At 66.4% G+C, this 16,408-nt stretch carries 16 protein-coding genes and 1 pseudogene; 13 read left to right on the top strand and 4 right to left on the bottom strand.

Features of this window, described 5'->3' with window-relative positions:
* Positions 1–243 precede the first annotated feature (243 nt).
* The 7 genes from AB4118_RS18515 to AB4118_RS18545 all read left to right on the top strand — a co-directional run bounded on the left by AB4118_RS18515 (position 244) and on the right by AB4118_RS18545 (position 5,109).
* The gene (locus AB4118_RS18515; protein ID WP_441491125.1) at positions 244–1,215 is read left to right on the top strand and encodes a Fe-Mn family superoxide dismutase; all 972 of its coding nucleotides are present in this window, start codon (positions 244–246) and stop codon (positions 1,213–1,215) included.
* Entirely contained in the window at positions 1,212–1,682 is a 471-nt protein-coding gene (locus AB4118_RS18520) for a chromate resistance protein ChrB domain-containing protein (RefSeq protein WP_441491126.1), read from the top strand. Before AB4118_RS18515 ends, AB4118_RS18520 begins: the two co-directional genes overlap by 4 nt.
* Positions 1,683–1,881: 199 nt before the next feature.
* Complete coding sequence (locus tag AB4118_RS18525) at positions 1,882–2,370, top strand: hypothetical protein (RefSeq protein WP_441491127.1); 489 nt, start codon at positions 1,882–1,884, stop codon at positions 2,368–2,370.
* A 222-nt stretch (positions 2,371–2,592) separates the two neighbouring features.
* Positions 2,593–3,345 (top strand): siderophore-interacting protein, encoded by a 753-nt coding sequence (locus AB4118_RS18530; RefSeq protein WP_441491128.1) that lies wholly within the window; start codon positions 2,593–2,595, stop codon positions 3,343–3,345.
* 273 nt (positions 3,346–3,618) lie between these two features.
* Positions 3,619–3,804 carry a hypothetical protein gene (locus AB4118_RS18535; protein WP_441491129.1) on the top strand — a complete coding sequence of 62 codons (186 nt, stop codon included), beginning with the start codon at positions 3,619–3,621 and terminating at the stop codon, positions 3,802–3,804.
* 188 nt (positions 3,805–3,992) lie between these two features.
* Positions 3,993–4,385 (top strand): RidA family protein, encoded by a 393-nt coding sequence (locus tag AB4118_RS18540; RefSeq protein WP_441479555.1) that lies wholly within the window; start codon positions 3,993–3,995, stop codon positions 4,383–4,385.
* Positions 4,386–4,428: 43 nt separating this feature from the next.
* Positions 4,429–5,109 carry an antibiotic biosynthesis monooxygenase family protein gene (locus AB4118_RS18545; protein WP_441491130.1) on the top strand — a complete coding sequence of 227 codons (681 nt, stop codon included), beginning with the start codon at positions 4,429–4,431 and terminating at the stop codon, positions 5,107–5,109.
* A gap of 88 nt (positions 5,110–5,197) precedes the next feature.
* Here AB4118_RS18545 and AB4118_RS18550 read toward each other — a convergent pair whose 3' ends face one another.
* Positions 5,198–5,770: an NUDIX domain-containing protein gene (locus AB4118_RS18550; protein ID WP_441491131.1), complete on the bottom strand. Its 573-nt coding sequence runs from the start codon at positions 5,768–5,770 to the stop codon at positions 5,198–5,200.
* Positions 5,771–6,140: 370 nt separating this feature from the next.
* Between AB4118_RS18550 and AB4118_RS18555 the strand changes: the two genes are divergently transcribed.
* Together AB4118_RS18555 and AB4118_RS18560 are read left to right on the top strand one after the other, a co-directional pair.
* On the top strand, positions 6,141–6,434 hold the full coding sequence (locus tag AB4118_RS18555) for a hypothetical protein (RefSeq protein WP_441491132.1): 294 nt from the start codon (positions 6,141–6,143) through the stop codon (positions 6,432–6,434).
* 157 nt (positions 6,435–6,591) lie between these two features.
* Positions 6,592–8,384: pseudogene (locus AB4118_RS18560) on the top strand (adenylate/guanylate cyclase domain-containing protein).
* Positions 8,385–8,451: 67 nt separating this feature from the next.
* Here the strand turns inward: AB4118_RS18560 and AB4118_RS18565 are convergent.
* The gene (locus AB4118_RS18565; protein WP_441491133.1) at positions 8,452–8,850 is read right to left on the bottom strand and encodes a DUF1236 domain-containing protein; all 399 of its coding nucleotides are present in this window, start codon (positions 8,848–8,850) and stop codon (positions 8,452–8,454) included.
* A gap of 212 nt (positions 8,851–9,062) precedes the next feature.
* Here AB4118_RS18565 and AB4118_RS18570 point away from each other — a divergent pair, with 212 nt between their 5' ends.
* The 4 genes from AB4118_RS18570 (at position 9,063) to AB4118_RS18585 (ending at position 14,556) form a co-directional block, all read left to right on the top strand.
* Positions 9,063–9,416, top strand: a complete 354-nt coding sequence (locus AB4118_RS18570; protein WP_441491134.1) for a hypothetical protein — start codon at positions 9,063–9,065, stop codon at positions 9,414–9,416.
* Between the two features lie 120 nt (positions 9,417–9,536).
* Positions 9,537–9,935, top strand: a complete 399-nt coding sequence (locus tag AB4118_RS18575) for a FixH family protein (protein WP_441491135.1) — start codon at positions 9,537–9,539, stop codon at positions 9,933–9,935.
* On the top strand, positions 9,932–11,353 hold the full coding sequence (locus AB4118_RS18580; protein WP_441491136.1) for an efflux RND transporter periplasmic adaptor subunit: 1,422 nt from the start codon (positions 9,932–9,934) through the stop codon (positions 11,351–11,353). Before AB4118_RS18575 ends, AB4118_RS18580 begins: the two co-directional genes overlap by 4 nt.
* Positions 11,350–14,556 (top strand): efflux RND transporter permease subunit, encoded by a 3,207-nt coding sequence (locus AB4118_RS18585; protein WP_441491137.1) that lies wholly within the window; start codon positions 11,350–11,352, stop codon positions 14,554–14,556. Before AB4118_RS18580 ends, AB4118_RS18585 begins: the two co-directional genes overlap by 4 nt.
* On the opposite strand, the gene AB4118_RS18590 is transcribed toward AB4118_RS18585, so the two are convergent.
* Together AB4118_RS18590 and AB4118_RS18595 are read right to left on the bottom strand one after the other, a co-directional pair.
* On the bottom strand, positions 14,503–14,703 hold the full coding sequence (locus tag AB4118_RS18590) for a hypothetical protein (RefSeq protein WP_441491359.1): 201 nt from the start codon (positions 14,701–14,703) through the stop codon (positions 14,503–14,505). The genes AB4118_RS18585 and AB4118_RS18590 overlap by 54 nt on opposite strands.
* Complete coding sequence (locus AB4118_RS18595; protein ID WP_441491138.1) at positions 14,700–16,403, bottom strand: autotransporter outer membrane beta-barrel domain-containing protein; 1,704 nt, start codon at positions 16,401–16,403, stop codon at positions 14,700–14,702. The genes AB4118_RS18590 and AB4118_RS18595 overlap by 4 nt, the downstream gene beginning before the upstream one ends.
* Positions 16,404–16,408 lie beyond the last annotated feature (5 nt).

Here is a 16,408-nt window from a genome sequence, read left to right on the forward strand (position 1 = left end):
CGCTTCAAGCTTGTCCGCGCTTGGCCGCGACCGCTCCGATGCCTTCTGCTGACGCCGGGTTTCCTCGGGAAACGGCCGCCGGCAGATGAATCAGGCCAACCAGCAATGCTCTGCCCCAGACTCCTCATCATTCATGAGCGTACCGTATCATCGAAATTGTCAAGTGCAACAGTTGTATCAATTTTCATACAGGCGTAGCCTTCGGCCTCTCACGGACGCGCCGTGCTGCCGAACGAGGACGCCATGCCGCATCACATCATGCCGCTGCCATTCAAGCCGCCCCGGCTCGAAGGCCTGTCCGAGCGCCTGCTCGCGAGCCACTATGAGAACAACTATGGCGGCGCGGTTCGCCGCCTGAATGCGATCGAGAGCCGGCTTGATGCGCTCGATTGGGGCGCAGCGCCGGTCTTCGACATCAATGGGTTGAAGCGGGAGGAGTTGGTCGCCGCCAACTCGGCGATCCTGCACGAGATCTATTTCGACGGACTCGGAGGTTCGGGCGATGCCGGCGGTGGTCTTGCCACTGCGCTGGAACGCGACTTCGGAAGCGTCAGCGCGTGGCGGGCCCAGTTCACGGCCTGCGCTAAGGCACAGGCCGGCGGCTCGGGCTGGACTCTGCTCACCTGGTCGGAACGCCATGATCGGCTGACGATCCAATGGGCGGCTGACCACACGAACTGTCTTGCCGGCGGCGTGCCCATCCTGGCGCTCGATATGTACGAGCACGCCTATCACCTCGATTTCGGCGCGAGGGCCGGCGCCTATGTCGACGCATTCATGAAGAACATCCATTGGGAGCGGGTCGCTGCCCGTCATGGGCGCATCGTCGCCCAACAGGGGGGCTGGGCGAGGCCGGTCTCAACCAACGCTCATGCCGTCGCTCCGGAAGATCTGCGGGGCCGCATCGCCCGCGGCGACGATCTTGTCGTGCTCGACGTCTGCCTCGCCGAGGATCTGGCGAAGCGCAGCGACATGGTGCCAGGCGCTCTGATCCGGGCACCAGAGGCGATTGCCGACTGGGCCGACGAGCTGCCGAAGGACAAGCCGGTGGTCGTCTATTGCGTCTACGGGTTCCAGGTCAGTGGCGACGCCGTCGCCGAACTGCGACGGCGCGGCATCGACGCCAGCACTCTCTCCGGTGGCATCGCCGCATGGCACGCCATTGGCGCGCCCACCGTTGCTCTCACGCTGAACCAGAAGGAGATGAGGTCATGAAATGGGTCACTCGCGAACGCCCGGTCATCGACCGGATTGCCTGCCCCTGGCTGATCGCCCGCTTCATCGACAAGGAGTCAGAATTCTTGTTCGTGGCTCCCGATCAAGTGAAGAGCGTGGCCGCCCAGACGGGCGCAACGCCCTATGATGTGCCGGGTGTGGAATACACGCATGTCGGCGACGGGTGCAGCTTCGACACCTTCGTCTTGAAGCACGGCCTCGATCGCGATCCGGCCATCGTGACGATAGCCGCGATCGTGCGCGGCGCGGATACCGATCGGCACGATCTCACCCCTCAATCCGCGGGGTTGCTGGCGATCTCCATGGGATTACGGGACGTGACGCCCGACGACCATGAAGTGCTCAAGCACGGCTTCGTCATCTATGACGCGCTCTATGCCTGGGCTTCGCGTCGGAAGGCGGAAACGCATAGTTGGCCGCCGGCGATGAAGCCGACGGCAGCATAGCGCGCGCAAGGGGGGTATTGGGAAGGAGCCCTCCCATGAGGTCCTATCGCAGTCTGGTGCTCGCCATTCCGCTCGCGATGGCATCGGCTCAAGGCTCGGCGGAAACGATCACTTTCGGATCCCTGCCGCCGGGACCCTTGCCTGCGCAGTTCACATCGGCCCGGACGGGGGAGGAGCGACCGGCACTTGGGCGGTCGTGATGGACGCTTCCGCCGAGGGCGACCGAGCTCTGGCGCAACTCAGCCAGGACAAGGCGGACTATCGTTTCCCCCTCGCCATCTACATGCCCGTTGTCCTTGGGGATGTCGAAGTCGCGATCCGTTTCCGGGCTATATCCGGTGCGGTCGATCGGGCGGCCGGCATCGCAGTCCGGCTCCGCGATGCCGATAACTACTATGTCGCCCGTGCGAACGCCCTGGAGCACAATGTGCGCTTCTACCGGGTCTTGAATGGCCGGCGCGAGGAGTTGCGCGGTGCGACGGTCAAGGTCTCGTCTTCGAACTGGCACAGCCTGACCCTGCATGCCGAGGGCAACCGCTTCCAGGTTTCGTTCGATGGAAAGCAACTGATCGATCGCGACGGTTCGATCAGTGCGCCGGGACGCGTTGCGCTTTGGACAAAGGCCGACAGCGTGACGCATTTCGATCGGCTCGAGATCAAGTCCATCTTGCCTGGGGCCAAGCCATGAGCGTCGTGGCTCCCCGACTGTCGGCGACGGCATAGGTCATGGCAATGCGGGGTCCGCAGGCGCCGCCAGGCATAGCGGCAGGGCTGCCGGACCAAGGCTCCATAACCATGCTGATTTAGAGATAGTCTAAATAAATCAAAGACTAAGCCGCTTGCGAGCTGCGTCTCCCTGTGGAAGAAGCGCCGGTGCTGGTTGTCCGATGCGCCGGGGTGAGTTGAATCCATGACGGAAAATCCGTTCCACGAGGCGACGCTGGTCGCGCGCCGCTACCTGACGCCTGGCATGATCAGGCTGACCTTTTCCGGCGGCGGCCTGACGCGCTTTCGCTCGACCGGGATCCCGGATGAATATATCCGCCTGTTCTTCCCCGATCCCGGCACCGGCGAACTCGTCCTGCCGACGATCGATGCCGAGGGGCGCTGGGTCTTCCCGGAAGAGCGCCAGCGCGTCCGCTATTCCACCTATACGGTCCGGAGCTTCGATAGCGCGCGCTGCGAACTCGAGATCGACCTCGTGGTTCATGATGGCGGCAAGGCCAGCGACTGGGCTCGCGATGCCGAGATCGGCGAGCGGATCGTGATCAACAATCCGCGCGGGCTCTATGCCCGGCCGGACGCGCTGGACCGGCAGATCCTGATCGCGGATGCCACCGGCCTGCCGGCGGTCGCGAGGATTCTCGAACAGACGCCGGAGCATGTCGCGAGCCGGGTCTTCATCGAGGTGGCGGATGAAACCCACGAGCAGCCCTTGCCGGACCATCCCCTGGCGACAACGACCTGGTTCCATTGTCCCGATGGCGACACGGATCGCAGCCGCCTCACCGACCTGCTGGTCTCGGAGCCGCTCGACGACGGACGGACCTATCTCTGGGCTGCGGCCGAGAAAACCGTCGTCAGGACATTGCGCGCCCAGTCCGAGGAGCTGAAACAATCGGGCGCCGAGCGCCAGAAGATCGTGGCCTATTGGGCGCGCTGAGCAGCGGCTGGAGCAGTGGATTGCGGTTTTCGGGAGGGCCGATGATCCGGCATTGAAGCGGGCCTTGCGGTGCCGGGACGATCGAGCGCTCGCGATGATCTCGTGAGCGGTGGGCGGACGCCAGCCCTGTCGGATGAGTATCGGGTCGATTGGGAGGTGACGCCGGCCCGATGACGCGCTCGACCGGCCAATCTCTTTGCCGCGAGGAGTCCGTTTACGAGGAACCTCCAGCTCTCCCGGCGGTTCTCCGGCGAGAAGCAACAGGAGGTCGTCATGCGTGATGGACGCGGAAACAAGCTGTCGCCGGAAGAACAACAGAAAGTGAAGTCGATCCAGGGCGCGCCGGACAAGGATTCCCTGAACAAAGTCTCGATCAATCCAGAGGTCAGGGATACGGGGTCTGCCGACAAACCGGATCCTAAGCCGGGCGAGAAGACTGCCATTGGCGGCGCCGAATAGATGCGCTCCTTCTTCTGTGTCGCATGCCACTCCGATGCGACGCGCGAGGAAGCCGCAACGCTTCGGCCGCGACCGTAGCGCTGCTGAATGACGGCCGCAGTCGCCTGGGAGTAGAGATAGGGGGTGCCCGGCGCCTCCTATGCCCGCCGCGGCGCTTTCGATCGGATAGCGCAACGGGAGTGGCGGCCGTGAAGAGACAGATCATCCGTGTCGAGCCGCTCGCGAGCTATCTTGAAAGGTACAAGGCGCCGACATCGACGGTCACCAGGCACGGCGATACGATCTATGTATCCGGCGCGCCGCCATTCGATCCGGAGACAGGCGAGATCTATACGGGCGGGATCGAGCGCCAGACGGAGCTTGTCCTGGAGCAGATGAAGCTCTGCGTCGAGACGGCGGGCTCCTCCCTCGACGACGTCCTGAAGGTCAATGTCTACGTCACCTCGGTCGAGATGTTCCCCGCGGTCAACGAGGTCTATCGCCGCTTCTTCCCCGGGGATCCGCCAGCCCGCATCTTCATCAACGTCCCGGCCTGGAATGGCGGCTTCGATATCGAGATGGATTGCATCGCCGCCGTGTGATGCGAGGAGCGCGGTCCCAGGAGCGGGGTCCCAGGAGAAGCCGATGTTCTCTGTGATCTTCGAAGTGCATCCGGCGCCGGAGCAATGGGATGCCTATCTCGGCGTGGCCAGATCGCTGCGGCCCGAACTGGAGGCGGTGGACGGGTTCGTCGACAATATCCGCTATCGCAGCATGACCCGCGAGGGCTGGCTGCTCTCGCTCTCGGGCTGGCGTGACGAGAAGGCAGTGGTCCGCTGGCGCACGACGATGCGCCACCACTTCGCGCAGGAGAAGGGTCGGTCCGGCATCTTCCTCGACTACCACCTGCGTGTCGGCGAGATCACGCGGGACACGCAGATCCCGGAAGGCCAGACGCTTCGGCAGCAGCGCCTCGACGAGACGCAAGCCGGCGAGGGGACGACCGTTACGCTGGTGACGGGCCCCAGGCCGGGGAATTGCGGCGAGGGGGCCGGCGCGGCCGAGTGCGCGGCGTCTCTCGGCCTGCTCCCGCAAGCCGATGGCCTGCTGTCATGGGATGTGTTCGACGCGGTGCTGACGCCGGGAGACCTGATCCTGCTGCTGTCCTGGCGCGACGAGATGGCGGCGAAGCGCTTTGAGGACAAGGCCTCGCTCGGAGCACAGAGGCTGCGCCATGTGCGTGTCGTGCGCGACTACGGCATGTTCGACCGGCGCGAGGCCCCGCAATACTATCCCGAGGTCGATGCTCGGCAGCGTGGCGGATAGGACGCCGCGCCATGTCGCGACTTCGGCTGCTCGCAGCCGCGGCCCGGCAGGCTGCGTCTCCGGCGGATGGCGCCTCGGCGCCCCGGGGTCAGAGCAGCCCCTTCAGGCGGCAGAGGCCAAGGGCTGCGATGCTCATCGCGTCCTTGATCCGGCCATCTCCCACCATGGCGATGACGGCTTCAAGGGCAAAGGCCTGGCTGATCAGCCCCTGCTCCTCGGGATCGAGCTTCGTTTCCGTCGCCTGCAGATCGCGCGCGATGAAGATATGGCAGCCTTGCGTCGAATAGCCGTAACACTCGAAGAGATGCCCGACATAGTGCATCTCCCTGGCCAGGAGGCCGGTCTCCTCCTCGAGTTCGCCGCGCGCCAGATCGAGAGGATCGGCCGTGGCGACGCCCTCCCAGGAGCCTTGCGGGAACTCCCAGAACCGGCCCTTCACCGGGTATCGGTACTGTTCGACAAGGCAGAGCGAGCCATCGGCATTGACCGGGATGACCAGTGCGAAGTCGCTCTTCTCGACGACGCCATAGATGCCCGTGGAGCCGTCGCTGCGTTGGATCTTGTCTTCCCTGACTGTCATCCACCGGTTCTGGTAGACGACGCGGGTCGATAGCGCCGTGATCTCGCAAACCGGGCTCTCCATTTCGTTCTCCTGCGACATGCCCGCCACTGCCTTAATCCCACGCGCCAGCCTCCGCGACGCCATCTCCCTATATCCAGTGGATGTCGAGACATTGCTCTATGTCCTCGATCGCTTTCTGAGGGATCGACTGGCGCATTGGTGCAAGTCCCTGCAGGCCGCTCCGATCTGACGGACACGGCGATGGCGGACCATCTGTTCGGCGCGATGCGGATGCCGGGCGTGGAAGCGACCGCGCCAGAGGACTTGGCGGTGGGGAGGGCGGCAGCAGCTCCCGAGAAGCGGCGCTCCCGACCCGATGCGGTTATCCCGGCGTCGCCCGATCCACGCTACTGCTCGGCCGCTGGCGCGGGTATGATCGCGCGCCTGGATTTCGAGACGGTGGCCAAAAGTGGATCTGCTGACCTTCAAGGCTTCGATTGCGCAACCACAGCCGCCTGCCGGCCTGAGTGCCGCTCTGCAGGCGCTGTGGTGGGATGCAAAGGGCGATTGGCACAAGGCGCATGAGCGCGCGCAGGAGCACGAAGACAGGGCGGGCATGCAGGTGCACGCCTATCTCCATCGCAAGGAGGGCGATCAATCGAACGCGGAGTATTGGTATCGACGCTGCGGCGCCGTAGCGTCACGACTGACGCTCGATGAGGAATGGGAGGAGCTGGCGCAGGGGCTCCTCGAGCAAGGCTGAGCCCTGTTCCAGGCGAGGTCCGGGCGTGGTTCTGGTGCGCAGGAGGCGACGCGCGCTCAGCCGCTCGGCTTGAGCGGGAACAAGGGCGAAGGACCGGGGCGGGGGGAACCCGGCCGTAAAGGCCCGGAAGCAGCACCGATGGGGGCAGGGAAGGCGCATGGCCAACGAATCCATCAGACGCCGGCTTGCTGCCATCCTGGCGGCTGACGTGGTCGGTTACAGCCGCCTCATGGAGCAGGATGAAAGCAACACCCACACGCTGCTGATGGCGCGCTGGAAAGAGGTGCTGGAGCCGCTCGTCGCACGCCATCAGGGCCGCGTCTTCAAGCGCACCGGCGACGGCGCCCTTGTCGAATTCGGCAGCGCCGTCAACGCCGTCGAGTGTGCCGCGGCGTTGCAGCAGGCGATGGCGGCCGCGAATGACGGCATGCCGGGCGACCGGGCCATCGTTCTGCGCGTCGGCGTCAATCTCGGCGACATCATGGTCGAGGACAGCGACCTCTACGGCGATGGGGTCAATGTGGCTGCCCGTCTCCAGACGCTCGCCAGTCCCGGCGGCGTCGCGATATCGGACAGCGTCCACGACCATGTCCGTGGCCGCGTCAGTCTCGATTTCGCCGATAGCGGCCGGTACGAAGTCAAGAACATCGCGCGCCCGGTGCATGTCTGGAGCTGGGCGCCGCACGGTGCTGGCGATGCGATCGGCACAATCGTGGGGGCCGAGCCGCGGCTTCCGGCCAAGCCCTCGATCGCCGTCCTGCCGTTCGACAACATGTCCGGCGAACCGGAGCAGGCTATTTCGCCGACGGCATCACCGAGGACATCATCACCGATCTGTCCAAGGTTTCCGGGCTCTTCGTCATCGCCCGCAATTCCTCCTTCGCCTACAAGGGCAAGGCGCCGGATATCCGTCAGGTCAGCCGGGAGCTTGGCGTCCGCTACATCCTTGAAGGCAGCGTGCGCCGGGCGACAGACCGGATCCGTATCAACGCCCAGATGATCGACGGCACGACCGGCGGGCATCTCTGGGCCGAGCGCTACGACCGCGACCTCGCGGATATCTTCGCCGTCCAGGACGAAGTGACACGCACGATCGTCAACGCGCTCCGGGTGAAACTGACCGCCGGCGAAGAGGAGCGGCGCGAGAGCCGCGGCAAGGTCGATCCGGAAGCCTACGACCTGCTCGTCCGCTCCCGCCGATCCATCCTGGAGTTCAACGCCGTATCGGCCACGGAGGCGCGCAGCATGCTGGAACGCGCCATCGCGATCGATCCAGGGCTGGCGGCGGCCCATGCCGCGCTCTCGATCATCGCCTTGACCGAGTTCGTCAACCTCTGGAACGGCGCGACGCAGGACAATCTCGCGCGGGCCTTCGAACTGGCACAGAAGGCCATCGACACGGACGCCAGCGAGCCGCAAGGCCATCACGCGCTCGCGCTTGCCCTGGCCTTCATGCGGCGTCTGGATGAGGCGGAGCGCGCTGCCGAGCGGGGGATCGAACTCGACCCCAATTCGGCCAACGCCCATACCGGGCTCGGCGGTATCAGGGATTTCCAGGGCCGGCACGAAGACGCGCTCGCGCTCTTTGCCCGGGCCCACCGGCTCGACCCGCAATTCGACCTGGCGCTGCATTTCCTGGGAAGGGTTCTGTTGAACCTCGGACGTTTCGACGAGGCCGAGATCGCCTTCAAGCGCCGGCTGACGCTGGCGCCGCGATCCGACATGTCGCGCTTCTATCTCGCCTGCCTCTATGGCCGCATCGGGCGTCACGACGAGGCGCGGCGCTATTGGCGCGAGGTGCTTGAGGTCAATCCGGGCTTTTCCATCGATCACCTCAAACGGGCCTTGCCCTACCGGGATCCTGATCTGCTCGACCGGCTGGTGGACGGACTGCGCGAGGCCGGAATCGCCCTCCCGGTCCCAACGGGACAGGCGCGGAACGGGCCATGACCAAGGCCCGTCCCTTGCGGGAGCGGGCCTCGATTGGACCTAGCGGATGACCCGACCCTGCGCTGGGTCAGTCGATGATCTGGATGATGCGGCGGGTGCGCGGCTCGATCACGACGGCGCGCTCGTTCACCACGGTGTAGCGATAACCCGGCGCGCCGTATTCGGCCGGGACCTCGCGATAGACGATTCCCTCATCCGGCAGGATCGTTCCGACCGCGACCGGGCGGCCATAGCTATAGGAGGGCAGGCGCTGCTCGATGACATAGGTCCGGAAGCGCGGCGAGTCGTCGATCATCGTGCCGCCGGCCGGATCACGTTTCAGCGGAACCTCGACCGTCCCGATTCCGAGCGCCGGATCGCGGGTTGTGCCGCCGGCCGGGTCGGGAATGACCGGCCCGCTGCTCTGGGCGAAAACGGTGCCGGGCAGCACGGCGAGCGCCGCAGCGAATGCAAGTGTCTTCATCATCTGTTGGTCTCCCTGACAGTGGGGGCTTGCTTATCCAACGAGGCTGCGGCGCTGAGGTTCCGGCAAAACTGCGGGACCTGAGCCCGGCCGAGCATGCGGCCGGTGGCACGCGCAGGGGACATCGCGACGCGTTCGGTCGACCGCAGGGTGTTGACGATGTCTTGAACGGCGGCGTCTTTCGGACGCGGGCGCCGTGTGGCACTCATGCGCCCATGAAGCTCCGGCGCCTCGCGCATCGTCTGGTTCTGACCCTGTTCGTCACGGCGACCATGCTGGCGGCCGTCGTCAGCCCCGTGACCGCGGGCTATGCGCGCATGGATGCCGAGGCCGTGATGCCGATGGCGACCGATATGCCGTGCTGCCCTCCCGACCAGGAGAGATCGCAGGACTGTACGAAGGGCTGCCTGGCTCTCAGCTTCTGCCTGACGAAGTGCTTTGCCGCCGAGCCGGCGTCGTCGCTCACCGCATTGTCGCGGCCGATCCTCGGCCTGGCGGCGCTCGCCGGTGATGATGCCGCGCGCGCCTCGCGCCCCTTGGGGCCCCCGGCGCGACCACCCCGAACCTGAGGCATAGCCGGCGCGGCAGCGCCGGCACCGATCGCGCAAGGCGCGGTCGGTGAGACGTGGCTCGTCGCTGCGCATTCAGCCGTGCGTAAGCCCGGCACCTCATCGGTTCGGAACCAGAACATGACTGTCATCACCCTATTGCGCGCGCTTGCTGCCGCGCTTCCGCTTGCCTTGGCTGCAGGTCCAGCCCTGGCAGACATCAAGGACTACGAGTTTCGCTTGGTCCAAGGCGAACTCAAGCAGGGCACCGGCGTCGTCATCACAGTCCGGCTCATCGACAAGCGCTCGGGCAAGCCGGTGCCCGACGCCGTAATCTTCACCAAACGCATCGACATGGCGCCCGACGGCATGGAGATGATGGCTTCACCGATCGAAGCGCTGCCTTCGACCGAGCCGGGCACCTATCGCCTTAAGACCAACCTGACCATGGCCGGAAGCTGGCGCCTTTCGCTCGGCGCCAAGGTCCAGGGCGAGGCGGGCACGCTAGAAAACAAGCTGACCCTCAAGGCCGTGCAATGAAACGCATTGCCCTGACGGGCCTGACTCTCGCCGCCATCCTGGCGGCGGGGGCTGCAGGCTATTGGGCCGGGCATCGCGGCGTTCCGCTGCCCGGCCTGCGAACCTGGTTGGGTGCCGAAGGCACAAGTGCCGCGAGCGAGCCCGCAGGAGCGGGTCCAGTGATCTACTATAGGGATCCGGACGGGAAGCCGCTCTACTCGGAGCAGCCACGTGCGACGGCCGATGGCAGGCCTTTCAGCGCTGTCCGTGCGAGCGAAGATCTCAGCTTCGACGAGCCACCTGCGCCCTCAGCCCAAACGGCGGAAGCGAAGGCCGAGCGCAAGCTGCTCCACTATCGCAACCCGATGGGGCTCCCGGACACGTCCCCTGTGCCCAAGAAGGATTCCATGGGGATGGACTACCTCCCGGTCTACGCGGGAGATGGGGCAGACGGCAATGTCATCAAGCTCTCTCCGGGCCGCATACAGCGCAGCGGCGTCCGGTCGGAGCCTGTCAGCCGTCAGATCATCACGAGGCCAATCCGGGTGCCGGGGGCGGTCCAGCTCGACGAGCGGCGTGTCGCCGTGGTCGCAACCCGTTCGGATGCCTTCATCCAGGAGGTCGCGCCGGTCACCACCGGCGATCGCGTGGCCAAGGGGGACCGGCTCGTCAGGCTCTATTCGCCCGAGATCGCAGTTGCCGGTGCGCAGTTCCTGACCGACCTCAATGCAGCCGCGCGAGGAGCGCCGGAGGGCGGCGCGCGTCAGCGCCTTGAAAACCTCGGTGTGCCCGCAGAGATCGTGGCCGAGATCGAGCGCAGCCGAAAGGTACCGATCACGATCAACTGGTCTGCGCCGCGTGACGGTATCGTGCTGGAGCGCAACGTCGTCGAGGGCATGAGGGCGGCGGCGGGCGACACTTTGTTCCGGCTCGCCGACATCTCGACCATCTGGGTCAATGCCGACGTTCCGGAAAGCGAACTGGCGGCTGTTCGCATCGGCGCACCGGTCACGGTCCGGCTGCGGGGCCGGCCCGAAGCGGCCTTCCAGGGCAAGGTCGGCCTGATCTATCCGCAGGTGGCCGAGGCGACGCGCACCACCAAGGTCCGCGTCGAACTCGCCAATCCCGACGGGATGCTGCTGCCCAACATGTATGCCGATGTCGAGATCGGATCGGGGGACGGGGTACCGGCGCTCACCGTTCCCGACAGTGCCGTGATCGACACGGGCACACGCCGCATCGTCATCCTCGACCGTGGGGAGGGCCGTTTCGAGCCGCGCGAGGTCAAGCTCGGCCAGCATGGCGATGGCAGGGTCGCGATCAGCGACGGCGTGGCTGACGGCGACCGCGTCGTGGTTTCGGCCAATTTCCTGATCGATGCCGAAAGCAACCTCAAGGCCGCCTTGAGCGGGCTCAATCCGCCGGAGGTCAAGCCATGATCGCTCGCCTGATTGCCTGGTCGGCGCGCAACCTCGTCCTCGTCTTCGTCGCCACGGCCTTTGCCGTCGCGGCCGGAATCCATGCCGTCAGGACGTTGCCGCTCGACGCCATACCCGATCTCTCCGACGTCCAGGTCATCGTCTACACCGAATATCCCGGCCAGGCGCCGCAGGTGATCGAGGACCAGGTCACCTATCCGCTGACGACCGCGATGCTGACCGTTCCGAAGGCTCGCGTGGTGCGCGGTTTCTCGTTCTTCGGGGTCTCCTTCGTCTATGTGATCTTCGAAGACGGCACCGATCCGTACTGGGCGCGCTCGCGCGTGCTCGAATATCTCAATGCCGCAGCGCGCCGCTTGCCGAACGGCGTCGCGCCAACGCTCGGCCCGGACGCGACCGGCGTCGGCTGGGTCTATCAATACGCCGTCATGGCCAAGGAGATGACGCTGGCCGAGCTGCGCTCGACGCAGGATTGGCTCGTGCGCTTCGCCGCATCTCGCGCCGAGGGCGTGGCGGAGGTCGCCAGCGTCGGCGGTTTCGTCAAGCAGTACGCCATCGTGGTCGATCCGGTGCGGCTGCGGGCGCAGGGCGTCTCGCTGGCGGCATTGCGCGAAGCCGTGCGCAGCAGCAACATGGATGTCGGCGGCCGCACCGTCGAGCTTGCCGAGTTCGAGTTCGTGGTGCGCGGGCGCGGCTATCTGAAATCGATCGGCGATATCGAGGCGATCGTGCTCAGGAGCGAGCGCGGCGTGCCGCTGCGCCTTGGCGACGTCGCCCGCGTCGAGTTCGGCCCCGACGAGCGCCGCGGCATCACCGAACTCAATGGCGAAGGCGAAGTCGCGAGCGGCATCGTGCTGCAGCGCTTCGGAGCGAATGCGCTTGGCGTGATCGAACGCGCCAAGGCGCAACTGGCCGAGATCGCCGCGAGCCTGCCGGGCGGGGCGGAGATCGTACCGGTCTATGACCGCTCCCAGCTGATCGAACGGGCGATCGAGACGCTGAAGGGGACGTTGATCGAGGAGAGCCTCATCGTCGCGCTCGTCTGCATCGTCTTCCTGCTGCATCTGCGCAGCGCGCTGGTCGCGATCCTGATGTTGCCGGTCGGCATCCTGATGGCCTTCGTGGCGATGAAGGCGCTGGGCTTAGGCTCCAACATCATGAGCCTGGGCGGCATCGCGATCGCTGTCGGCGCCATGATCGACGCGGCCATCGTCATGATCGAGAACGCGCACAAGCATCTCGAACGGGCGCCGCCCGACAAGCCCCGCATCGAGATCCTGATCGAGGCGGCGAGCGAGGTCGGGCCGGCCCTGTTCTTCAGCCTGCTCGTCATCACCGTCTCGTTCCTGCCGATCTTCTCGCTGGAAGCCGAGGAGGGCCGGCTGTTCGGGCCGCTCGCCTATACCAAGACCTTCGCGATGGCGGGCGCGGCGCTGCTGTCGGTGACGCTTGTGCCGGCGCTGATGGTCGTCTTCGTCAGGGGCAGGATCATCCCCGAGCACAAGAACCCGATCAACCGCTTGCTGATCGCTCTCTACCGCCCGCTCATCCGCGGCGTGCTCAAGGCCAAGACGCTGACGATCCTGCTGGCCTTGGCGGCGCTCGGCGTCAGCGTCTGGCCGGCCCGCCAGCTCGGCTCCGAGTTCATGCCGACGCTGAACGAGGGCACATTGATGTACATGCCGACGACCTTGCCCGGCATCTCCGTGACCAAGGCGGCCGAGCTGCTGCAAACCCAGAACCAGATCATCCGGTCCTTCCCGGAGGTCGCCTCGGTCTACGGCAAGGCCGGCCGCGCCCAGACCGCGACGGACCCGGCCCCGACCGAGATGTTCGAGACCATCATCAACCTGAAGCCGCAAGCCGAATGGCGCGACGGTGTCACTGTCGACAGCCTCAAGGCCGAGATGGACAAGGCCCTGCAGTTTCCCGGCGTCTCCAATGCCTGGACCCAGCCGATCCGGGCCCGCATCGACATGCTGGCGACGGGCATCCGCACGCCGATCGGCATCAAGGTCTTCGGAACCGACCTCACGCAGATGGAGGGAATTGCCCGCCAGATCGAAACGGTGCTGCGCGCCGTGCCGGGCACGACCAGCGCCTATGCCGAGCGCGTCATCGGCGGCTATTTCCTCGACATCGTGCCGGATCGGATGGCGCTTGGGCGCTATGGGCTCTCGGTCGCCGACGTCCAGAACGCGGTCGTGATGGCCATGGGCGGCGAGACGGTGACGACGACGGTCGAAGGCCGCGAACGCTACGGCGTCACCATTCGCTATCCCCGCGATCTGCGTTCTGACCCGCAGGCCATCGCGCGCGAGGTCCAGGTCACGCTGCCATCGGGCGGCACCGTCCCGCTCGGAGAGATCGCCAAACTCGAACGCAAGCGGGGCGCGACCACGATCCGCACCGAGAACAGCCAGCTCGCGACCTATATCTTCGTCGACATCGCCGGGCGCGATCTTGGCGGCTATGTCCGCGAGGCGCAGGACGCGATCGATCAGTCGGTGAAACTGCCGTCCGGCTACCGCGTCGCCTGGAGCGGGCAGTTCGAGTATCTCGAACGGGCGGAGGCACGCCTGAAACTGGTCGTGCCGCTGACGCTCGCGATCATCTTCCTGCTGCTCTACCTGAATTTCCGCAGGCTGACCGAGACCTTCATCGTCATGCTCTCGCTGCCCTTCGCCCTGATCGGCGGGGTCTGGCTGCTTTGGTGGGAAGGCTTCAACCTGTCGGTGGCCGTCGCGGTCGGCTTCATCGCCCTTGCCGGCGTCGCGGCCGAGACCGGCGTGATCATGCTGATCTATCTCGACCACGCGTTGAAGGCGGTGCAGGCGCGCTGCGCGGGCGAGGGCAGGGCGTTCACGCGCGCCGATCTGCAGGAAGCGATCATGCAGGGTGCGGTCGAGCGCGTGCGGCCCAAGATCATGACGGTGATCGCGATCACGGCCGGCCTGCTGCCGATCCTCTGGAACACCGGAACGGGGTCGGAGGTGATGCAGCGCATCGCCGTGCCGATGATCGGCGGCATGATCTCGTCAACCGTGCTGACGCTGATGGTGATCCCGGCGATCTACGGGCTCGTGAAGGGATGGGGGCTCGGGCGCGCAGCGCCAGCCCCGACACCATCCTCCAGTGCATCCGTTTCCTCAGAAGCTGACCCTGAGCTGTGCCGATCCGCCGAGGCGGTTGCTGTTGGCTGAGAGTTCGCCGTCGAGATCGAGGCCGAGCGTGATGCGTTCGCTGAGCCTGGCGCTGATGCCGGCAGCGACGAGCGCGCTGTTGCGGTCGGCTTGCGCGCCCCTCGCGGTGAAGGCCGCGCCGGGCAGGCCGGCCAGGCTTGCGGTCAGGTTGGCGTCGCGCTGGAAATAATGCGCCCAGGCCGCCCGGACATAGCCCGTGTGACCGGCACACTGCCGAGCATGGTGTCGGCGTCGAGCTGCAGGCCGAGCTCGCTGCGGCTCGTGACGTCGTTGCGCCTGGCCAAAGCCAGCGCGCCGGCAGTGGCGCCGGCCCAGTTGCTCTCGCGCACGGCCGGGCTTTGCGCCCGCGTCGCCTGGAGCGCGGCCAGCGGCGAGAGACCAAAGCCGTTCCAGTTCAGCAGAGTGGCGCTCGCCTGCAGGCGCCCGCTCCAGGCCGTCGTGTCGTAAGACGAGGACAGGCTGCTGCCGAGCGCCGGGATGCCGCGGCTGACCTCATTGTCGAGCCGGGCATAGCTCGCCGCCGCGCCGAGCCTGACCGGGCCGAGCTGGGTGACGCCATAGAGACCGGCCTGGAAGACATCGGCATCGATCTTCCCGAGCAGACCGGGCAGCGAGGCCCGCGCGCTGCCGGCAGAGACGGCGAAGCCTGCGACCGTGCCGGGCATCAGCCGGAGATCGACACCCGTCGCGAGATGGGCATCGTCGATCTTGCGGCGGCTCGAGCCCACCGCCGCGTCGCCGTCGGTGCGACCATAGGAGCCGAAGGCCGAGCCCCAGACCGAATAGGTCGGCGCCTCGAGCCGTGAGGGTCCAGCAGGCTGGTCGGCGCCCTTGCGCACCGTGCCGGAGAAGGCGGCTGCGCCGGGGCCGGGTAGGACAGCGCCGAGCCGCCCTGCTGCCGAGGGATCGAGCATCGCCCGCAGGAACTGGTCGGCGGCAACCTCCGCCGTTGCCGCTGCGGCCGTATGGATCTCGCCGGACAGGCTGTTCACCGCGGCCGGGATCGCAACCGCCGGCTGGTTGTAGATCCCGAACAGCGAGGATGGGTCGCCACCAGCGGCCACCGCGCCATCGATGGCCGAGGCGATTGCAAGGGCATTGGCCGGACGACCGAGGGCAAGGCGCGGGCGTGCAGGTGTGGGCGCGACAGGGTCGATAGGGTTCACGATCGGAGCCAGCGGCTTCGGGGTGAGCGTCAGCAGCACATCGGTGCTGGTGTAGCTCACCCCCGTGGTGACGCCGTCGCCGAAGCTGCCGGTCGTGTCGACCGGACTGAAGCTGCCGGCTCGACCGCCCGTCGCCGAAAGGAGCGTGTAGGGGCTGTTGAGCCGATAGGCGCCGCCGAGCGGCACGATCCGCAGCGCGCCGGCCAGCGCGGCCGTGCCGGTGACGTTGACCCGATCGGCGACCGCGCCCTGCACCTCGGCGATATAGGTCGAGCCGGGGTTCAGCGTCAGATTGCCGTTGACCGTCAGCGTGCCAGGCGAATTGCCCGGCGACAGCGTGCCGCCGTTGATCACCGTCGTCGGCAGCGTGCCGGAGCCGCCGAGGGTCGCGCCTGCTGCGACCGTCACCCCCGACGATGCCGTGATCGAGCCGTTGACGATCAGGGAACCTGAGGTGACCGAGGTCGCGCCCGTATAGGTATTGGCATCCGAAAGGGTCAGCGTTCCCGTTCCGGCCTTGATCAGACCACCGGTCCCCGAGATGACGCCGTCAAAGGTCGAACCGCCGTTGCCGGAGCCCGCGTTCAAGGTTCCTGCGCCCAGCGTCACCATCCCCGCGCCCGCAAGCGTGTCGATCGATTGGTTGAAGCCACCGAGATCGAGTGTCGCAGCCGACGCCACCGTGA

Source organism: Allobosea sp. 2RAB26 (assembly GCF_052115465.1).
Classification (GTDB): Bacteria; Pseudomonadota; Alphaproteobacteria; order Rhizobiales; family Beijerinckiaceae; genus Allobosea.